At 36.9% G+C, this 20,244-nt stretch carries 12 protein-coding genes; all 12 read left to right on the top strand.

The window, feature by feature from the left end; genetic code table 11:
• Window positions 1-4 precede the first annotated feature (4 nt).
• The 12 genes from KBW87_RS07320 (at window position 5) to KBW87_RS07265 (ending at window position 20,161) form a co-directional block, all read left to right on the top strand.
• Window positions 5-343: a hypothetical protein gene (locus KBW87_RS07320; protein ID WP_004040326.1), complete on the top strand. Its 339-nt coding sequence runs from the start codon at window positions 5-7 to the stop codon at window positions 341-343.
• A 188-nt stretch (window positions 344-531) separates the two neighbouring features.
• A complete protein-coding gene (gene croR, locus KBW87_RS07315) occupies window positions 532-1,218 on the top strand; it encodes a response regulator transcription factor CroR (protein WP_057808866.1) in 687 nt (228 codons plus the stop codon).
• Between the two features lie 5 nt (window positions 1,219-1,223).
• Window positions 1,224-2,378, top strand: a complete 1,155-nt coding sequence (locus tag KBW87_RS07310; RefSeq protein WP_004040331.1) for a sensor histidine kinase — start codon at window positions 1,224-1,226, stop codon at window positions 2,376-2,378.
• A gap of 51 nt (window positions 2,379-2,429) precedes the next feature.
• Complete coding sequence (locus KBW87_RS07305; protein WP_057808864.1) at window positions 2,430-4,001, top strand: UDP-N-acetylmuramoyl-L-alanyl-D-glutamate--2,6-diaminopimelate ligase; 1,572 nt, start codon at window positions 2,430-2,432, stop codon at window positions 3,999-4,001.
• A gap of 31 nt (window positions 4,002-4,032) precedes the next feature.
• On the top strand, window positions 4,033-4,782 hold the full coding sequence (locus KBW87_RS07300) for an amino acid racemase (protein WP_057808863.1): 750 nt from the start codon (window positions 4,033-4,035) through the stop codon (window positions 4,780-4,782).
• Window positions 4,783-4,946: 164 nt separating this feature from the next.
• Window positions 4,947-17,939, top strand: coding sequence for an MBG domain-containing protein (locus tag KBW87_RS07295; RefSeq protein ID WP_057808861.1), 12,993 nt, complete (start codon window positions 4,947-4,949; stop codon window positions 17,937-17,939).
• An 82-nt stretch (window positions 17,940-18,021) separates the two neighbouring features.
• Window positions 18,022-18,318, top strand: coding sequence for a bacteriocin immunity protein (locus KBW87_RS07290; RefSeq protein ID WP_057808859.1), 297 nt, complete (start codon window positions 18,022-18,024; stop codon window positions 18,316-18,318).
• Window positions 18,319-18,454: 136 nt separating this feature from the next.
• Window positions 18,455-18,988: a hypothetical protein gene (locus KBW87_RS07285; protein ID WP_057808858.1), complete on the top strand. Its 534-nt coding sequence runs from the start codon at window positions 18,455-18,457 to the stop codon at window positions 18,986-18,988.
• A 12-nt stretch (window positions 18,989-19,000) separates the two neighbouring features.
• The gene (locus tag KBW87_RS07280) at window positions 19,001-19,237 is read left to right on the top strand and encodes a helix-turn-helix domain-containing protein (protein ID WP_057808855.1); all 237 of its coding nucleotides are present in this window, start codon (window positions 19,001-19,003) and stop codon (window positions 19,235-19,237) included.
• Complete coding sequence (locus KBW87_RS07275) at window positions 19,213-19,512, top strand: hypothetical protein (protein ID WP_057808853.1); 300 nt, start codon at window positions 19,213-19,215, stop codon at window positions 19,510-19,512. Before KBW87_RS07280 ends, KBW87_RS07275 begins: the two co-directional genes overlap by 25 nt.
• An 85-nt stretch (window positions 19,513-19,597) precedes the next feature.
• Window positions 19,598-19,792, top strand: coding sequence for a hypothetical protein (locus KBW87_RS07270; RefSeq protein ID WP_057808851.1), 195 nt, complete (start codon window positions 19,598-19,600; stop codon window positions 19,790-19,792).
• A gap of 9 nt (window positions 19,793-19,801) precedes the next feature.
• The gene (locus tag KBW87_RS07265; protein WP_162255588.1) at window positions 19,802-20,161 is read left to right on the top strand and encodes a hypothetical protein; all 360 of its coding nucleotides are present in this window, start codon (window positions 19,802-19,804) and stop codon (window positions 20,159-20,161) included.
• Window positions 20,162-20,244: the final 83 nt, after the last annotated feature.

The raw sequence follows: 20,244 nt of genomic DNA, 5'->3' as shown, positions 1-20,244 counted from the left end.
TATTATGAGGAAGAGTAGTTTATGGATGGCATCGATTTTATTGGTGCTCCTAGGCGTGATGGTCTATTGGGACCACGGATTCAAGGATTATACTAGGCCCGGAATGATTTTGACATCAATATTGATCATTTTAACAATCTTGATTGCATTCTTTGGAACTTTTAGCAGTACCTTTAATGCCTGGGTTGGATCTTGGTGGGTCATTCCAGACGGAATTTTATTTGGTTTTGCAAGTATGCTCGATTATGCTTCAATTCCTAAACTTTGTTGTTTTGCTTTGTTGTTCATTGTTTGTGTTTATATTGAAACTCAACTTTACGATGATAAACATGCAGCACATTAATCGAGATATTAATCTCACATAAAATACGCTTTTCTCAGTTAAGAGAGGAGCGTATTTTTTAGCTTTTAGTAAAAAAATTATATGAAGACTGTATATTTTTTGAAAATGTGTAAAATAGACTGCATGAGGTCTGCTAAACTATAAGTAATGTAAGATAATGTATTAATCAAAAGAGAGGGGTTTTCTCTGTGAAAATCTTAGTTGTTGACGACGATAAAGAAATCGTAGAATTATTAAGCATTTACCTAAAAAATGAAGGATATGAACCAATTGCAGCCTATAGCGGTAAAGAAGCAATTACTAAATTAACTACCACTCCTGACATTGCTTTAATGATTTTAGATGTCATGATGCCAAATATGACAGGGATCGAAGTGATTAAGGAGGTTAGAAAAGATTCGGATATTCCAATCATCATTGTTTCTGCTAAGACTGGAGATATGGATAAGATTCAAGGGTTAATTACTGGTGCAGATGATTATGTTTCTAAACCATTTAATCCATTAGAAGTAATGGCTCGTGTACGTTCACTTTTGCGTCGTAGTCAAAAGCAAGTCAAAGATGACGAACCTGATGTTTTAGAAGTTGGACCACTTGTAATTAATCGTGATTCTCATGAAGTAAAAACAATCGGCGGTAAGGATATTCAATTAACAGCTTTGGAATTTGGAATTCTTTATTTACTAGCAAGCCATCCAAATCGCGTTTTCTCAGCTGATGAAATCTTTGAAAGAGTATGGCAACAAGAATCCATTGTTTCCGCTAAAACTGTTATGGTCCACGTTTCCCACCTTCGTGATAAAATCCAAAAAGCAACTGGTGGCGAAGATGTTATTCAGACTGTTTGGGGAGTTGGCTATAAAGTAGAGGCTTAAAACCTATGAAAAAAGAGCGCGTAAAATTAACTGGCGCTGAAAAAAGTGAACTTTTTGCGGAAGCGGTCGTTACGATTGTTTTGCTTTTATTACTGAACTTATCGATCATCATTTTAATTCATTTGGCGATTTTACAAGATGAAAACTTAGTCAATGGGATTTATTTCTTAAAAAAGACGATGAGTTTTGTAGGAGGAAAAGACTTCTGGTCTTGGCAAAATGTCGTGATTATCATCATGGCTATTGGGGATTTGATAGTTTTGTATTGGCGTTTAATCCGTCGCTATCATCAAATGCAACTGCGCCATGTGATTTCGGAATTGCACTATATCGCAAACGGTCACTTTGATCATCGAATTTCTTTTGTGGTAAGAACGGACCTCCAACGCGTAATTGATTCAATTAATTCTTTGGTAGATAGTACTGTGAATTCAATTAATGAAGAGCGCGCTATTGAGAAGTCTAAAGATGAACTTATTACTAATGTTTCTCATGATATTCGCACACCGCTGACTTCAATTATTGGTTATCTTGGCCTGTTAAAATCCGGCGCAGCTTTACCTGAAGATACGCAGAAATATGTTGATATTGCTTATACTAAAGCCGAGCAAATGAAATCTCTGGCAAATGATTTGTTGGAATACACGACCTTGAAATCAACTAATACTACCTTGAATTTATCGGCACTTCATATTTATTCTATGCTGGAACAAGTAGCAGCTGGATTTGAACTGGAAGCTGAAAAAAAGGGAATTAGTTTTGAAATTCAAGCTCGTCCGCAAGATTTAACTATTAAGGCTGATCCAGAAAAGCTTGTCCGTGTTTATAATAATTTGATTACTAATGCTTTGAAGTACGGTACTGGGGCTACGACGATCAAGCTGGTAGCAAATTTAGTAAATAATCAACAAGTAGAACTTCGCGTCGAAAATAATGGGGCTAAGATTCCTGAAGAGTCCTTGAAGAAGATTTTTGAACGTTTCTACCGTGTCGAAACTTCTCGCAATACTAAAACTGGCGGAACTGGGCTAGGTTTATCAATTACAAAAAGTGTAGTTGATTTGCACCATGGAACAATTACTTGTGTATCGGATGATAATTGGACAAGTTTCATTATTCGTCTGCCATTAGATCCAAGTAAAGCGTCAGTGAAGCAGTAGCTGTGTTATAATTTTGTCTGAAACATTAATATTCTATTTGAGGGGTATAACATGAGTATTTCTTTAAATACCTGTATTTTAATTTTAAAAGAACACCACTTGCTTAAGTCAAGTGCGGTTCAAGATGCTGTCGCAACTAAGATGGATTACGTATCTTATGATTCACGCGACATTCAAACCAACACTTTATTTTTCTGTAAAGGGGCTGGATTTAGACCAACCTACTTATCAATGGCTAAAGACAACGGCGCCATTTGTTATGTTGCAGAACAACCATATCCAGAAGGAAAAGGGATGCACGCCTTAATTGTTCGGGATGTATCAAAGGCCATGGCACTTTTGTCTGCCGCATTTTTCCGTTTCCCACAAGACGATTTATTTGTAGTTGCCTTCACTGGAACTAAGGGTAAGACCACTTCCGCATACTTTTTAAAGGGAATGCTTGATCAAATGAATGGTGGTCGCACTGCACTTATTTCTTCAGTTAATGATGTAGTGGGTCCTAAGCCAGAAGACAGCTTTAAATCAAGCTTAACTACACCAGAATCACTTGATTTGTTCCGTGATATGAGAACTGCTGTTGATAATGGAATGACTCATTTGGTAATGGAAGTTTCAAGTCAAGCTTACAAGAAGAATCGTGTATTTGGTTTGACTTACGATCTTGGCTTTTTCTTAAACATTACGCCAGACCATATTGGACCAAATGAACACCCTAACTTTGCGGATTATCTTCACTGTAAGTTGCAATTGTTGGTAAATTCACGCAAGTGTATCATCAATGCAGAAACTGCTCACTTTGATGAAGTATATGCAGCCGCAACTACTACAACTAATCCAGACAGTATTTATCTTTTTGCTAACGAAAACTTTGAAAATCCAAACTTGAAGGTTCCAATTGATTTCCGCTATGCTTCACAAGAAACTGATATGCGTGAAACTCGCTTCAAGCTTTACTGTGCAAGTGATAAAGCTAAGCAACTTCCAATTAATGGCGATTACACTTTGCAAATGATCGGTGACTTCAACGAATCAAATGGTACTGCTGCAATCATCGGCGCCGGACTTGCTGGCATGGATCATGATGAATGCGCTAAGGGGATTCGTCACGTTACCATCCCTGGTAGAATGCAAACTGAAATGACCAAGAATCATGGAATGGTTGTTGTGGATTATGCTCACAACAAAGCTTCAATGATGGCACTTATGAGCTTTATGCAAGAAGAATTTGATAATCCAAAGATTATTGTGGTTGTAGGTGCTCCTGGGGATAAAGGAGTTTCTCGTCGTCCAGGATTCAGTGAAAGTTTGACTGCTTATGCTGATAAAGCCTTCCTTACTACCGATGATCCAGGATTTGAAGATCCAATGTCAATTGCTCAAGAAATTGACTCTGGAATTGATCACTCAAAGTGTGATGTAACAATTGAATTAGATCGTAAAAAGGCTATCCATGATGCAATTGCAATGGCTGGCAAAGATGATGTTGTTCTTATCTGTGGAAAAGGTGCAGATGCTTTCCAAAAGATTCGCGGTGTAGATACACCATATCCATCAGATATCGTTGTTGCTCAAAATGTAATTAACGAACTTGAAGGTGAACAAGAACATTTTGAACATTAGTAACGGTTAAAATAATCAAAGTAGGGAAATTATGAAGCATTTTTTTAGTATTATCGGTGGAATGGGAACAATTGCCACTGAAAGCTATGTTCGTTTAATTAATCATCGAGTTAAAATTGCTCGAGACCAAGATTATTTAAACTATATTTTGGTAAATGATGCCCAGGTTCCTGATCGAACTTCTTACATTATGGATCATTCCAAGCCCAACTTCTTTTATGATTTAAAAGATGACGTCTTAGGCCAAGCCAAGCTTAATCCAGATTTCTTTGTTATGCCATGTAATACAGCTCATTATTTCTATGATGATTTAGCTGCTTTGACAGATATTCCATTTTTGCATATGATGCGAATTGCAGTCCATAATTTTATTGATAATTATCCCGATGAAAAGAAAATCGGCTTGATTGCTACTGAGGGTTCAATTTATGATCATTTATATGAAGATGAAATTCATCATGTTGGACGGGAAGTTGAACTAGGTGGGTCTGAGATTCAGCCTATGGTTAATGAGTTGATTTATTCAGACATTAAGGAAAAAGGCGTTGTAAATCACGATTTATATCATAAGATCTTGAAGACGATGCATGATAAGTACGGTTGTAATGTGGTCTTGTTGGGATGTACCGAGCTTTCTTTGGCTCAAGAAAAAGCACCCGATCATCCCTACAATGTAATCGATCCACAATCCATTATTGCCGATGTTTCCATTGAGCTAGCATTAAAAATTAGAAATGGAATGGATCCACAAGAAGCTTGTGCTAAATATTTGTACAAATAAATATTTTTAAACAAAATAGTGAATGACTTTATAAAAGTTCGTTCACTATTTTTTTGATGGTTTCTTAAATGTATTTTAGAATGAGTACATGTTTTGTTATCTGTTATTTTTCGCGTTAAAATATGGTATAGCATATAGAATACAGACTTAAGGGGATTTGACTTATGATTTTCAATAAAAATGACTACGATAGTAAACAAAGGTTTAGTATTAGAAAACTAAGTGTTGGCGTATGTTCTGTATTGTTATCAACATTATTTTTGACAATGAATGATAATCAAACGGTTCATGCAGCAACAGAAAGTAATCAGCAAGAAACTGAGACAAGTGAAAATGTGGAGGCTTCGGCTTCTAGCAGATCGAATGTTGGAGACCAATCTGCATCAAAGTCTGCTACTACCACAGAAACTTCTGAATCAGCTCAATCAGAAGCTTCTGGGACACCATCACCTCAACCAGAGAATTCTAAGAATGGAGCTACCCAACTGAAGACTTCTGGGGCAGAAACTCCTAAAAAGCCTGATGAAAGTAAGAATGATAATGTAGAGAATACTAATCAACAGAGTACAACTGCTAAGCCTGTAGAAACTCCTTCTACTGCTCAAAATTCTGAAACTTCAAAGTCTGATTCTTCTATTCCTCAAAAGACTAAAAGTGAAACAGATTCTTTAAATCAAAAAAATAATGCTAATGATGCAGCTCACGATACAACTACATTTAATGTAAGTAACTTTGCTGCTAAGGTTAATTTTAATGCTCTTCAAGAAAATAAGGCTGTAGCAGCAAGCGCCACCGCACCTACTACTAACGGTGGATATGATTCTGCTACTTGGGGAACATTAGATACCTCTAAATGGACAGGGCAGAACACGACATTTGATGGAAACAATTATTACCAATTAACTGGCTACACTGGTGATCAAACTCATATTATTGTGCCTAATGAGGCTGACTTTACGGCTGCTGATAAATCAACTAATGGTCTTCAAGTATCGATCTCTAACGATTTAATTAAAACCTGGCAAAAGGCCGCTACTATTGCTTTTAGTAAGACAGAAGATAAGAAAGTTAAGCTTGCAAGTAATAACTTAAATAATACATTCCAAAATGATACGAATTTGACTAGTTTAGATACCAACAGTTTAGATACTAGTAGTGCTACTTCAATGCAAAATACTTTTAGCTGTGCTACTAAACTCTCTTCTTTAACTGGAATTAGTAATTGGGATGTTTCCAATGTGACTAATATGTCCCTTCTATTCCAAAATGCGACTGGCTTGACTAGCTTAACTGGTTTGGAAAACTGGGATGTTCAAAAAGTTACGAATATGACTCGGATTTTCAACAATGTTAACAAAGTTACAGATCTTTCTCCTTTGAGCAATTGGAAGACTGATAGTTTACAAAAACTTAACACTGCATTTGCTAATAATAGTTTTACGAACTTACAAGGTCTAGAAAATTGGAATGTAAGTCACGTAACTGATATGGGCGTCATTTTTATGAGTGATGCTAATCTGACTGACATTAGTGCCTTAGCTAATTGGGATACTAGCAATGTAACTGATCTGAATCGTGCATTTAATGTTAACCAGGCTCTAACGAGCCTGCATGGTTTGGAAAACTGGAATACCAGTAAGGTAACTAATCTTGAAGCAACTTTTGCCAATGAAGGATCATTGGTTGATGCAAGTGCGATTGCTAACTGGAACACGAGCAATGTTACCAATATGTCAGTTTTGTTTGCTGGGTCAAATGCTCAATATGTTGATCTTTCTAACTGGGACTTTAGTAAGGTAACCAGTGCATCTAATGTCATAAATAATACTCAGTCAGTCGTTTATCTCGGCAATAACTCCACACTTACTGCTGATAAGTTAAACACTTTGGGTATTGCCAATGGTGGCTTTACTCAGCCAATCATTTTAGCTAGTGGTAATCTCTACACTCTTTTATCCAATAAAAACAATAATACACATAATATTACTATTAATAATGCCAGTGGTAGCCAACTTACTACTATTTCTGTACCTGTTGTTTATGATGCAGCTGGTGCAAGTAACATGACGGATGCCATTAATAGTTACAAAGACATGATTGATCAAAAGCTTGAGGATTATGTTACTGAACATAACTATGTATTAAAGAGAGTTTCAACTGCCCCTGTTGATGATGTAACGGGTCACAATAATCATCTAGTTAACTATGCGAATGCTATATACCAAGTTGTTACTATCCCCGCAGATCAAAAGAAAAATCTTCAGATTCAAGATAAGACTACCTATAAGGGGAAGACTTTAACAGCTAAAGATTTAGTCACTAATGTTGCTGATTTTCCATCAGGTACTACATTTGAATTTACTGATAATAGTGAACCAAATTGGGATCAAGTAGGAACATATAATGTTAAAGTTATTGCAACTTATCCAGTTTCTGTGAATGGCCAGCAATACACTGCCGTAACTGCTCCAGCTACTGCTAAGGTTACTGTTACTCAACAAATGCAGTTTACAATCACTTACTGGGATGATACGGAAAATAAGGAAATTACTCAATTTGATATAAAAAATGCTGGTAATGGGGCATATAGTCGACTTAAATTTCCAGAAGGTATAAATCCAAACGATTATCAATCTGTCAGTGTCTCTGGAGTACCTGCAGGAGCAACAGTTGCCGGGGATTTCTGGAAGCCGTTTACAGATCCAAGTTGTAATTGGACAATACCAAATTATAAATGGACGACTGAGGCTGCTCCTTCATTCTATGGTGCAAATGTTGTTGTTCACTTAGTTCATAAAACTCAAGACGTAACTAATACTGATCCAGCCGCACAAGAAACACGCACTGTTACCGTAAATTACGTTAAGACAAAGGTTAATGAAGACGGTACTTACACCGAGGATGGTAATGCCTTTACTTCCGCAGTTTTAGATGTTTACTATACTCGGCAAGCTACAAAAGATTTGGTAACTGGAACTGTTACGTATGGTCCATGGCAATGGAATACTAAAAAAGGTGATAGTAATACACCTGGTTACCATGTGGTATCCGGGACTTGGACTAATTTACCGCAAGAGTGGGCTACGGTAACTGCCGATGTACCAACCTTAAATGGATATACAGCTTACACTGGTGGTCCTGCTACAAATACTAATAAAGTTCCCGCTAATCAATTTGTTTTCCCTACTTGGAATGGTAGTGATGACGATACCAGCGATATTTCTAAAGGCTCAACTGCATATACTACGGCTGCATCTCTTTATGAAGCTCAACCTGTTCATACTATTTTCTATGTTCCAAATAAAACTGCAGCTAGAACAATAACCGCTAAATTTGTGTATGCAGGTGGTGATAAGAATGGCCAATCAGTTGCCCCCGATGCGCAGATTCAAGTCTTCTTCAAACAAGCTGGGACCATTAATGCTTCAACCAATAAAGTGGTTTATGGAGATTGGACTTGGGATAAGACTGAGGACAACTTAGGTTTCCATGTAATTTCTGGAAATTGGAATATAGCACAAGATGGACAATTTACTGTTACTCCTCCTGATGCTGGCAATGACTATGTAGTAGCAAACCTCAATTCTACAGGCACATATACTACTGTAAATTTTGCTAATCCAAATTATAATTCCAATACAGTATTTACTACTAATAATGCTTCTCAATGGTATGTTCGTAATGAATTGACAACTTACTATGTACCTAAATCATTGACGCAAAAAACTATTAACCGTGTAATTAACTTCACGCCAGTTAACCAACCAGGAACTCCTTCAGTTACCCAAACTACGACTCAATCAGCTACGATTACTAGACCTGTTAGAGTAAATACTGATGATAGAGGAGTAGTATTTGATGGCTTTGATGGTAGTGGCTGGACTACAGGTGAATGGGACCGCTACAAGAATATGCCAGTTCCTGATAATTATACGAAAGTCATTAAACAAATTGTTACGCATCCTGATGGGACAACTACTGAAACAACATTAAATATTCCAAACTGGAGACCTATTCCAGCTCAAACTGTTACTATCGATACACTTCCGACTGTAATTAACATAACCTATACGGCAACTGCAACAGCATTTTTGGCAGGTACTAATGAGTCAACTTACACTGGCAGTCCAATCACTCTTGATGACCTTAATAATGGGGATGGTAACAATCCAATTTATGCTGGAGTTAGCGGACCAACTGGAAATGTCTATTATTTACAGGCCGGGGATGTTGAATTTTCATCTAATAATGGTCAAACTTGGACGAGTGAAATGCCAACTAATGCAGGCACCTATGAGTTACGTTGGTCAGAACATGGCAAGCAGAATATTATAAAAGAATTTGGTAATAACAGTATTAAATGGGTAGATGCTCAGGGTAATTCAACCTTTACCAGTACTGCAACCTATATTATTAATCCGGCCCCAGCTACTTTCACTTTAAGCAACCAGACATCTGGAAATTATAGTAAGATCTATGATGCCCAACCTGCGACTAGTATCGATCCTTCAAAATTAACAATTACTGCTAACTTTAACAATGCCAAAGTAGTTTTAGATACGACGGACCTTACTAGTGATAGTTATGAGTGGGTAGATGCTCAGGGTAATCCGATCAGTAATCCTGAAAATGTTGGAACTTACTACATAAAACTTAAGGACTCTGCACTCTCTACTCTAGAAAAGGATAATCCTAACTTTACTTTGACTAATGGTGGTGGTTTAGCTACTTACACTATTACGCAAGCTCAAGCAAGTGGTGTATTAAGTGGCTCTAACTCACGCACATACGATGGTCAAGCTACTACAACTGCTGAAGTAAATAGCAATGGTCAAATTGGTGTAACGGTAACCTTTCCAGGTGTTACTGATGCTAACAAGACCTATATTCTTAAAGATGGTGACTACAAGTGGAGTAGTGGCTCTGCACCAACTAATGCTGGAGCATACACAATTACTTTGACACCTGATGGTATTTCCAACATTGAAAAATATATTCTTGGTTTAGCAGGTTCTGGTCAAAATAACACACCAAATGTAGTATTTGCTGATAATGACTTTACTGGAAGTGCAAGTTATACAATTAATGCTGCTGAAAATACTGTAAGTGTCGATGGTACACAAACCGAAACTTACACGGGCCAACCAATTAGCGTTAAATACAATGCTAATGGAAATAACAGCGTTCAAGTAAGCATTAGCTCTAAAGATGGAGCAACAGCTAGCTTGAGCAATGTACAATTAGATTCTGGTGATTTCCAAATTGTTGATGTCAGCGGTAAGCCTATCACTGCAACGAATGCTGGTGGTGTTTACCATATTGTCTTAACTGATGCCGGTGCCAATAAGATTCAACAAGCCGTTGGTGATAATTACAAGATTAGCCAAGGCACAAGTTTCGGTACTTTAGTTATTAACAAGGCCCAAGCATCTGCAGAATTTAGTGGCAATCCTTCATACACTTACACTGGTAGTCCTAATAGTGATTACTTAAACGGCTTCTCAATTAAGCTGAATGAACCAAATAATCCAACTTATAACTTAGTTGCTGGTGATATTGAATTTAATATCGATGGGACTTGGACTACTACTGTTCCAATTAATGTTGGAAAATATGCAGTTCGTTTATCACAAGCCGGTTGGGATCATATCAAAGAGATTAATAGTGATAATGTAACTTGGGCTGCTACAGCATCAAGTGGAACAGGGACTTACAACATTACTCCTGCTAGCGCTAATACTGAACTTAGCGGTCACAATTCTATGGTTTACAATGGCAATTCAGTAACAACAGCTGATTTGTACACTGATGGTTCAACCATCAAGGTAGTTATTAGTGGTAATAATATTGTTAACTTACCAACTAGTTTCACTCTTGCAGATGGAGACTACGCTTGGAATACTCAAGATGGCAAAGCACCTGTTAATGCTGGAAACTATACTCTAACTCTTTCTAGTGCAGGTCTTGATAAAATTCAAGCTGCAATTGATGAAGCGGTTGGTAAAGGTAATGTTATCTTGTCTAAGGTCAATACAGGAAGTGCCACTTTCCAAATTGAACAAGCTGTTTCACCAAACGTTCAGTTAGATGGTAGTGAAAAGAGTGAATACAATGGTCAAGCGGTCAGCTTTGATCCAAGTAATGAAGAAACCAAGAAGAACTTTGGCTTCAATAATGTTCAAGGCTTGACTATTCCAGATTTAACTGCTGATGACTTTGAATGGGTCGATCAAGATGGCAAACCGATTGCTGCTCCAACTGATGCTGGTTACTACTACTTGCAATTGAATGAAAAAGGTAAGACCGCTTTTGCGAATGCTAACCCTAACTACACATTTGTTAAGGATGGAAAGAGTACTATTTCAGGCCGCATTACTTACCACATTTATCCAGCAAGCTTGATTATTGGCGTAAGTGGAACTGCATCACAAGTTTATAATGGTCAAAATGCAGCCATTACCCAGACACAGCTTGATAATGGTGATATTAAACTAGTATGGGGTAATTCAAATGATGAGCCAATTGGATTGGGGAGCTTCACTTTAATCCCAGAAGATTTAGAAGTGGTTGATAGTGCTGGTAATCCAGTCAACCATGCTAACGCCCAAGAAAACGATAAAACAGGTAATCCAGCTTATTATGTTCGTTTGACAAGTGCTGCACTTAATAAGATTAAGAATCTAACAGGTGCAAGTAATTATGACATTAGTTTAGGTAATGCAACTGGTAATTTCTTAATCTATGCTCGCAAGGCTCAAGTTACCTTAAATGGTAATCAAACGACCACTTACGGGACTGATTTACCACTCGACCCAAATGCATATCATATTGAACTAACTAATTGGAATAGCAGTATTCCTGGGCCAACCGAGGCTGAAATTATTCAAAAAATTGGTGGTTTGAAAACTGGCGATGTCTATATTAATGGCTTTACTGATGGGCAAATGCCAGTTAATGTCGGCTCTTACCAAGTTAAGATTGCTGGTCAATTACTGCAAAGACTCCAAGCAGCTTTTCCAGATTATGATTGGAATGCGGTCAATGGAACTAATAGTAATGCTAAGAGTGGGTCAACTGATGCTAATACTGTTGATGCTAGACATGAACCAGCTACATATGTAATTACGCCGGCTGATACTACCGTTACGATTAATGGCGCAGAGCATATTAAATATGGTGAAAATACCACGATTCAATATGGCGGCGATAACGGCTACAGTATAACTATTACTGCACCTGTTAAGAATGCGACAACTGACAATGAACATGAGCCAATTTATACAGATTTGAAGCTTGAAACAGGCGATTTAGAGTTTGTAACTACTCCAAGTAATGTTGGTACTTATGAAGTGAAATTATCTGCTCAGGGGCTGAAGAAACTTCAAGCTTTAACTGGTTCAACTAACTATAATTGGACTCAAGCTGCTGAAGCACGGGCTAACTTCTTTGTTGACCAGATGCCAGTGACAATTACTGTTGGTGGTAATGAGCAAAATGTAACTTATGGTTCCAATGATTGGTTAAAGGCTATTAAGGAGAATCCTCAAGGTTATACTCTAACTGTGAAAACTGAAAATGGCACTTTAAACTATCAAGCTAAAGATGGGGATTTGATTTTTAGTCAAACACCAGGCAATGTTGGTAGCTACCACGTTGTCTTATCAGCTCAAGGTCTGGAAAATATCAAGAGTGCATTAGGTACTAACTATGCCTATCCACAGGATGCGAGTGATGTAACTACTTATGGCACCTTTACCGTTAACCTAGGCGAAGTCACGATTAGCTTAGATGGTAGCGATAATAAGACCTATGATGGAAAAACTACTTTACCAGCTGATTTGAACATTGATAAGTATAAGTTAACTTATTCAGCAACTGTTTATGCTCCCGACGGTACTGCACAAACGATTAAGTTAACTAGTGATGATTTGCAGTTTGCTAATGGTGATCCTATTAATGCTGGAACTTATACGGTTGAATTATCACCAGCCGGTGAAGCTAAGTTGAAGAATTTAACTGGCAACAATGGCGATAACTACAAGTGGACATTTAATACTAAGGCCACTTATACGATTAATGCAGCTACTGAGGCTAGTGCAAGCTTGTCAGGTTCTAACCAAATGACATTTAATGGATCAGCAGTAACTACCGCTGAACTTAACAATGGTGGTGACATTATTGTTAACTTGACCTTCCCTGGTAGCACTGAAAATAGCATTTACCACTTGCAAGATGGTGATTACATTTGGACTAATGGTGCGGCACCAACTAATGTAGGTACTTACACTATTAAGTTGACCCAAGCTGGTTTGGCTCATTTGCAAGCTGCAATTGATCAATATGCTGGTTCAGGGAATGTAAAAATTAGTGCGGATAGCTTAACTGGTTCAGCTACTTTTGAAATCGGTCCTAAGTCAATTACTGATGTAACTATCTCGGGCAAGGATCAAGAAAAGACTTACGATGGTCAGCCTGCTAGTTTAGATGTAAAAGACTTAACGATTAACGCTAATGATCTTGTTACTGATAACCCATTATCAATGAAAGGTATTACTATCAGTGATTTTGATTGGTATAATGCCCAAGGTGAGAAGCTAGATGCGATCCCAACTGATGCTGGCACTTATGAAGCCTGTTTGAAACCTTCTGCTCTGCAAACATTGCAAAAGGATAATCCTAACTACAGCTTTAATGCTGCAAGTGGCACGATTAAGTACACAATTAATCAAAAAGCAGCTACTGATACTTTAGGTGGAAATGGCAATAAGATTTACAATGGTCAGGAAACTTCAGTTAGTGATGTCTTTAATTCAATTACTTGGACGCCAAGTGGCTTAGTTGCTGGCCAAAGCTTAGATCTTTCTAATTTGAATGTTGACGACTATGCTTGGTATTCCAAGAATGCAGACGGCACTTACACTGAAATGACTGGCTTACCAACTAATGCTGGTACTTACTACTTGAAGCTTAAGGATAGTTCAATTGCTAAAATTCAGGCAGCTAACCCTAACTACAGTTTTGCCACTGGTGCAATTAGCGGTGAGTATACTTATAACATTAGTCAAGCTAAGGCTGAGATTACTTTGCCAAGTACTAGTGATCAAACTATTACTTGGACTGGTAATCCAGCAACAATTGATCCAGCTAACTTTATTCCAGAAATCACTACTGATAATCCAAATGAAAAGACCATTGCTTTGCCAAGTACTTTGCAATTAACTGCAAGTGATTATGAATTCTTACAAAATGGAAAAGTAATTTCTGCACCAAGCGAAGTTGGAACTTATCAAGTTCGTTTAACCGAAGCTGGCTGGCAAAAAGTCCAAAATGCGATTACTGGAAATACTAACTATACTTGGAGTTACCAAGGCGAAGGTAATTATCATATTGAAAAGGCAACTGCAAGCATTACTCTTGACGGTTCAGCTTCAACAATTTACACAGGAAATCCAGTAGTTATTCCAGCCACTGATGGAGTTGTTAACGGCATTAATGTGAAGTTATCAAATGGCCAAACTTATGTCTTAAAGACGACAGATCTTGAATTTGTAAATGATCAAGGCAATCCAATTCCTGCACCAACTAATGCAGGTACTTACAAGGTTAGATTGACCGAAGCAGCATTAGGTCAAATTCGAAATCTTGAAAGTAATCATTATAACTATACTTATAATAATGATGCGGTAGACTTTACAATTGAAAAAGCTAACGCTGATGTAACCACTTCCGGTTCATATGATGTAGTTTACAACGGCCAAACTCCAGAAATTACTGTTGATAAGATTACTAACGCTATTGCTACTAACAATGGTGTAGATCTTACCGCCCCAACTCTATCTGCTGACGACTATGAATGGGTTGATGAAACTGGTAAGGTAGTTGCTGCCCCAGTAAATGTGGGTACTTACTACTTGAAGCTTAAGGATTCTAGCCAAAGTAAGATTGCTACTAATAATAATTACACATGGAACTTCAAGGGTTTAGCTAGTGTCACGATTAGCAAGGCAAATGCAACCATCGGTTTTAGTGGTAATCAAGAAACTCCTTATACAGGCAGTGTAATAGCATTAGACCCTGATAAATTTGAAGTTAAACTTTCTAACAGTCAAACTTACCAATTAACTGACAAAGATATTCAAGTCATTGGTAATCCAATAAATGTTGGTACTTACCAAGTTAAGTTAAGTCAAGCTGGAATTGATGCAATCAAAGCAGCTGATAGTAACTATAACTACAGTTACGATGACAGTCAGGGAGCACTAGTAATTGTTCGCGCCAAGGCTAGTGCAACAATAAGTGGTTCTCAAACTACTCAAGACTTAGAACTTGATCCTCATAACTACTCAGTTGTTGTAACGTTAAACGGGCAACAACAAACTATTACTGGATTAACAGCAAATGATTTTGTCTTTAGTAAAGATGGTCATCCAGCTCAATTAACTGAAGCAGGAATTTATGACGTTGAACTTAGTGGGGATGCAATCAATAAGATTCGTCAAGAAAATCCAAATTACAATATTGACTTCAGTTCAATAGCCACATTTACTTTGGAAAATGGTAGCCAAACTATTAATTATGTGGATGCTGATAATAAGGTAATTAGTTCAACTGATATTAAGGGGCACCTTAAAGGAACTAAACTTCCATTTACTCCTGAAATTCCAGTAGGTTGGGTAGCAAGTGATCCAAGTGAAGTGCCAACTGAAATCACCATTAATAATGGAACTACTGTAATTAAGATTGAACATGGAATAACCAATGTTGATCATAATAATCCGGTACCAACAGGTGAAAAGACGGTAACTGGTGCAGTAATTAATGGTGCTCACGCAAGTGACTTGAACCAAACAATTACAAGAACAATTAATGTAACTAAGCCAGATGGAACTAAGAGTACGGAAGTTCAAACCGCAAAGATTTACCGTAATGCAAGTTACGATAATGTAACTGGTGCAGTAACTTATGGAGAATGGTCAACTGGAAGTTGGAAAGAATTTAGTCCAGAGAAGATTGATGGATACACTCCAAGTGAAGCCGTTGTTCCTGCAGTTGAAGTTAAAGACGGTCAAAAGAATGTCACAGTTGATATTACCTACACTGCAAATAAACAATCGACTAACATTATTTACCAAGATAATACTGGTCAGGTTATTAAGACAGATAAGGTAAATGGGGAAACTGATCAGACAGTTGATGTTTATTCAACGGTTCCTGCAGGCTGGAAGCTAGTTAATGGCTACACCATTCCATCAACTATTACTTTTGGCCCAGATGGTCACAAGGATGTAGTTGTTCAAGTTGAACATGCAACAATTACGATTACTCCAGATACTCCTGAAGATCAGATTCCAAATGGTAAGGTTCCAGGTAATCCAGATAAAACTTATCCAAAAATGGAAAAATTAGTTTCTGAACCAACGAGAATTATCGTGGTAACTAAACCAGACGGAACTAAAGAAACTGTTACTCAAAAAGTTAAGTTTACTAGAGTTGCTACATTTGATGAAGTAACTGGCGAAGTAACTTACAGCGATTGGAAGAGTACTGATTCTGCTGTTTGGGAAGCTTATACCCCTGCAACAATTGATGGATATACTCCAAACATAGCTCAAGTTGCTCAAGAAGCAGTGAGTGCAGATACCGCAAATGTAACTGTTAATATTTCTTACACGAAGAATATTGTTCCACCTGTTGAAGAAACTCAGACTATTGAGTATCAAGATAAAGATGGCAAGATTATTGCTAGGGAAGCAATTACTGGTGAAAAAGGCCAAGAAATGCCATTTACTCCACATATCCCAGAAAACTGGCAAGCAAGTGGAGAAGTTCCAAAGACAATCACAATTGGTGAAAATAGTAATAAGACCATTATTAGAATTGAACCTAAGATTGAAACTACGGAACTTACTAAGACAGTTACTCGAACAATCATTGAACATTTACCAAATGGCGATAAGAAAGTTGTTCAAAAGGTAACTTTAACTGGCACTCAAAGTAAGAATTTGGTAACTGGTGAAGTTCAAACGCAATGGAATTCTGGTAAATTTGATGCTTATACTCCAGAAAAGGTTGCTGGCTACACTGCTAGTCCAAACATGGTAGGAGAAGAAGTAGTTAATGCAACTACTGAAAACTCAACCATTGAAATTACTTATGTTAAGGATAAAGTTCAAGCAAGCCAAGTAGTTCAACTTGTTGATTCAAAAGGCCAGGTAATTGCTTCGACTACTGTGGTTGGAAAACTTGGTCAAGAAGTAACTTACAATTTGCCACTTCCAAATAATTGGGAATATACAAATGGTAAGCCAGCTGATCAAGTTAAGGTTGAAAATGGTATAACTAAGATTGCAATTCAACATAAGACAGAGGAAGTTACTGATACTCACACTGTAACAGAAACAATCCACTTCAAGTATGCTGATCAAAGTCAAGCTTTACCAGATACCATTCAAACTATCACCTTTATACGCAATGGGGTTAAAGACTTGGTAACTGGTGAAACGATTTGGGGTAAATGGGACAAGGAAAGCTCCACTTTCCCAGAAATTGTTGCTCCTAATATTTCAGGCTACAGTCCAAATCCAATGACTATTAATGCTCAAACTGTAGGTCCAAATTCACAAGATCTTGAATTTACAGTTACTTATAGTTCGATTAAGAAGCCAAATGATGACAACAATAAACCAACTCCAAATCCAGATAATCCAGTAAATCCATCTAAGCCAGATAATAACAAGCCAAATAAACCTGATCATAATAAGCCAATTGAACCAAATAAGCCGAATAAGAAACCAGCTAAGCCGGTTCAACCAAACAAGAAGCCTGCTAATAAGGTGCCTGCAAAACCTGTAACTCCAACAATTCACAAGCCTTCAACCAAGGGGAGTGATAATAAGCCTCTTTATGAAGAAAAAGATTTCCCAAGAGGAAGTCATAAGCTTGATAATGGTACAATTGTTGATTCACACGGCAGAGTACTTTATAAAAATGGCAAATTGACTCGTTTAGGTAGAGCGATGCTTAAGAAAGGTCATGAAAAGGTTTTGCCACAAACTGGTCAAAGGGATAGTGAAAATATTAGTTGGATTGGTGCACTTTTAGCTGGATTGGGAATCTTTGGATTAGCCGATCGCAAAAAGCGTAAAAAGAAAAACTAATATTAAATAAAAGTCATGGAAAAAGTCCATGGCTTTTTCTTGTGCTAAAATTTAATTAAAAGATATGAAAGGGGCGTTTATCATGAAAGAAACGGAAATGGGCGTTGGGATGCACAATAACACTTATGCCGCCAACAACGAATTTATTATTAAAGTAAGAAGCTTGGTTAATAACGATCCTGATTTGATTGGGAACAAAGATATTATGAAGATCGTGAAGTTAGCTTTGTATAAAGCAAGCAAAGATGAGCCACGTGCTGAAGTTGCTAAGGAACTTGATGACGAGCTCTCGGTTTATTTAGCTAAAAATAAATTCAAGGTGCCAAAGGGTGTGCGCAAGCTTCAAGAAGAACTCAAAAAATATACAGTTGAATTTTAAAAAAGATCCCAAGTTAGTTAAGTGCTAACTTGGGATTTTTTTGCCTAAATAATTTTATTTATCAATAATAAAATATTGATTTACAAGTATTAATTATCGTAATACAATAATTAATGAATTAAGGGAGGAGCTTGAAATGAAAAAGTTTTGGTTGAATTTGATTGAAGTTGTAGCTTTTATTTATCAAATTTTCTGTGTTTTGGGAATGGTCTTTAGTGTATTTGTGCTAGGGATAGTTGCCTTTAGTTTTAACAATAATTCGGATTTTGCTCAAGGATTTAGAGCAGGTTTTGGAAGTTGGGGCAAAGGAAACACGCTTTGGCTAGCAATTGCGTTCTTTGTTGTATTGTTTCTTGAAGCTTTGGCTGAATTCTTTATCTGTAGATTCGCGCGAGGATTAGTAAGAAATATCAAAAATGAGATCTTTTTTGCTAATCAAAATTTAGAATTGATTCGTAAATTGTTGGTGTGGGTTGCAACTTATACAGTGATGACGATTGTTTTGTTCTTGATGAGTCTTAATTTACAACCAGGGAAAGACGAGATACAACACCTTGCTTACCCTACAGGCGCTCAAGGAGGACTGCTGTTTCTTGCCGTAATATATGTAATTTACATCGTGTTCAAATATGGGATGCAACTTCAAGAAGATTCAGACGCAATTATCTAGGGGGCGAGTAGTTTGATAGAAGTGACACTAGATTTTATGTTGTTAAAGCGAAAAATATCTTCAAAAGAATTAGCACAAAAAGTGGGAATTACTCCAGCGAATCTATCGATTTTGAAAACGGGGAAAGCTCACGGGGTGAGATTTGATACCTTGAATAAAATCTGTGAGGTGTTGGATTGTCAACCAGGTGACTTACTTAAGTATAAGAAAGAGGAAGAAGAGGAGTGGAAGGATTTAAAGAATGGCTGATTTTGGTACTGATTTTATTAGTGCTGATTGCCATTATAGATTTGATCTTCATTTTAGTATTTGCAAGCTGGCGTGCCTTCACTCGAAAAGAAAATGGAAATTACTATTTCACTTTGAAAAGTCGACGAATTGATCAGTTCGTAAGGGGTGAAAAAGAGAAGGTCTATATTCACGAAAGATGTAAAAGTTATGGCGAAGCTTTTCGTAAATATGCAAAGTATTATTTGAAGCATTGGTGGAAATGGTGGCTTATAGATGCGATTTTCTACTTTTAGCTAGAAAGTATTGACAGAGTTTGCAATCTATATTACTGTATTAAGTAAATAATACAGTAGATCGAAAACAAGTGGGGGATTCAAGATGTTATATTTGTTATACATTTTAATTGGCATTATCATCGTATTAGGGGTTAACTGTTTAATTACTGCATATTGGGCAGTAATGGATACGTTGAAATATCACGATAGAGATCATTTGACTTTTATCCAAGCATTTAAGAAATACTTCGCAAAGAACAATAATATCCCAACTAGTATGTCTGATTTATTTAATTAAGTCGGTGATATGATGAAAAACTACTGGAAGAATATTGTCTATCCAATAATTTGCTTTTTCTCATTGGTTTTATCATTAGTTGTAATTGCAAAATTAGCCGGAAGATTTCAAGTAATCATCGTTTCGCCTAATATCGCTAAAACTGTGCAATTCATTTCAATGATAGTGTATGTCTTATTAATTGTTGCTAGCAGCTACTTATTAACTAAATCCCTATATTTAGGAGCTTGCATTGCAGCAATCGCAATATTTATCTTTTCGATTTTATATTTATTAATTAGTAGTGTTGAATTTGCATTACTTATCTACTATTTCTTATATGCAGCAGTGATTGGTATAATTGCTTTCACTGAATTGAGAAAAGAATAATCCCGTAATAAAGAAGCAATCTATATGATTGCCTCTTTTTTTGCATTTAATTGCTTAATTTTGAAGAAAATTGAATTTATTTG

The sequence above is a fragment of the Lactobacillus intestinalis genome, from assembly GCF_024397795.1.
Classification (GTDB): Bacteria; Bacillota; Bacilli; order Lactobacillales; family Lactobacillaceae; genus Lactobacillus; species Lactobacillus intestinalis.
The sequence above is the reverse complement of the archived record's forward strand: the minus strand, read 5'-3'. Positions and strand labels throughout refer to the sequence as shown.

Excerpts from the sequence above, each read along its gene's own strand:
- KBW87_RS07320 (WP_004040326.1), top strand. The coding sequence starts at position 5 with ATGAGGAAGAGTAGTTTATGGATGGCATCGATTTTATTGGTGCTCCTA.
- KBW87_RS07310 (WP_004040331.1), top strand. The coding sequence starts at position 1,224 with ATGAAAAAAGAGCGCGTAAAATTAACTGGCGCTGAAAAAAGTGAACTT.
- KBW87_RS07305 (WP_057808864.1), top strand. The coding sequence starts at position 2,430 with ATGAGTATTTCTTTAAATACCTGTATTTTAATTTTAAAAGAACACCAC.
- KBW87_RS07300 (WP_057808863.1), top strand. The coding sequence starts at position 4,033 with ATGAAGCATTTTTTTAGTATTATCGGTGGAATGGGAACAATTGCCACT.
- KBW87_RS07295 (WP_057808861.1), top strand. The coding sequence starts at position 4,947 with ATGATTTTCAATAAAAATGACTACGATAGTAAACAAAGGTTTAGTATT.
- KBW87_RS07290 (WP_057808859.1), top strand. The coding sequence starts at position 18,022 with ATGAAAGAAACGGAAATGGGCGTTGGGATGCACAATAACACTTATGCC.
- KBW87_RS07285 (WP_057808858.1), top strand. The coding sequence starts at position 18,455 with ATGAAAAAGTTTTGGTTGAATTTGATTGAAGTTGTAGCTTTTATTTAT.
- KBW87_RS07270 (WP_057808851.1), top strand. The coding sequence starts at position 19,598 with ATGTTATATTTGTTATACATTTTAATTGGCATTATCATCGTATTAGGG.
- KBW87_RS07265 (WP_162255588.1), top strand. The coding sequence starts at position 19,802 with ATGATGAAAAACTACTGGAAGAATATTGTCTATCCAATAATTTGCTTT.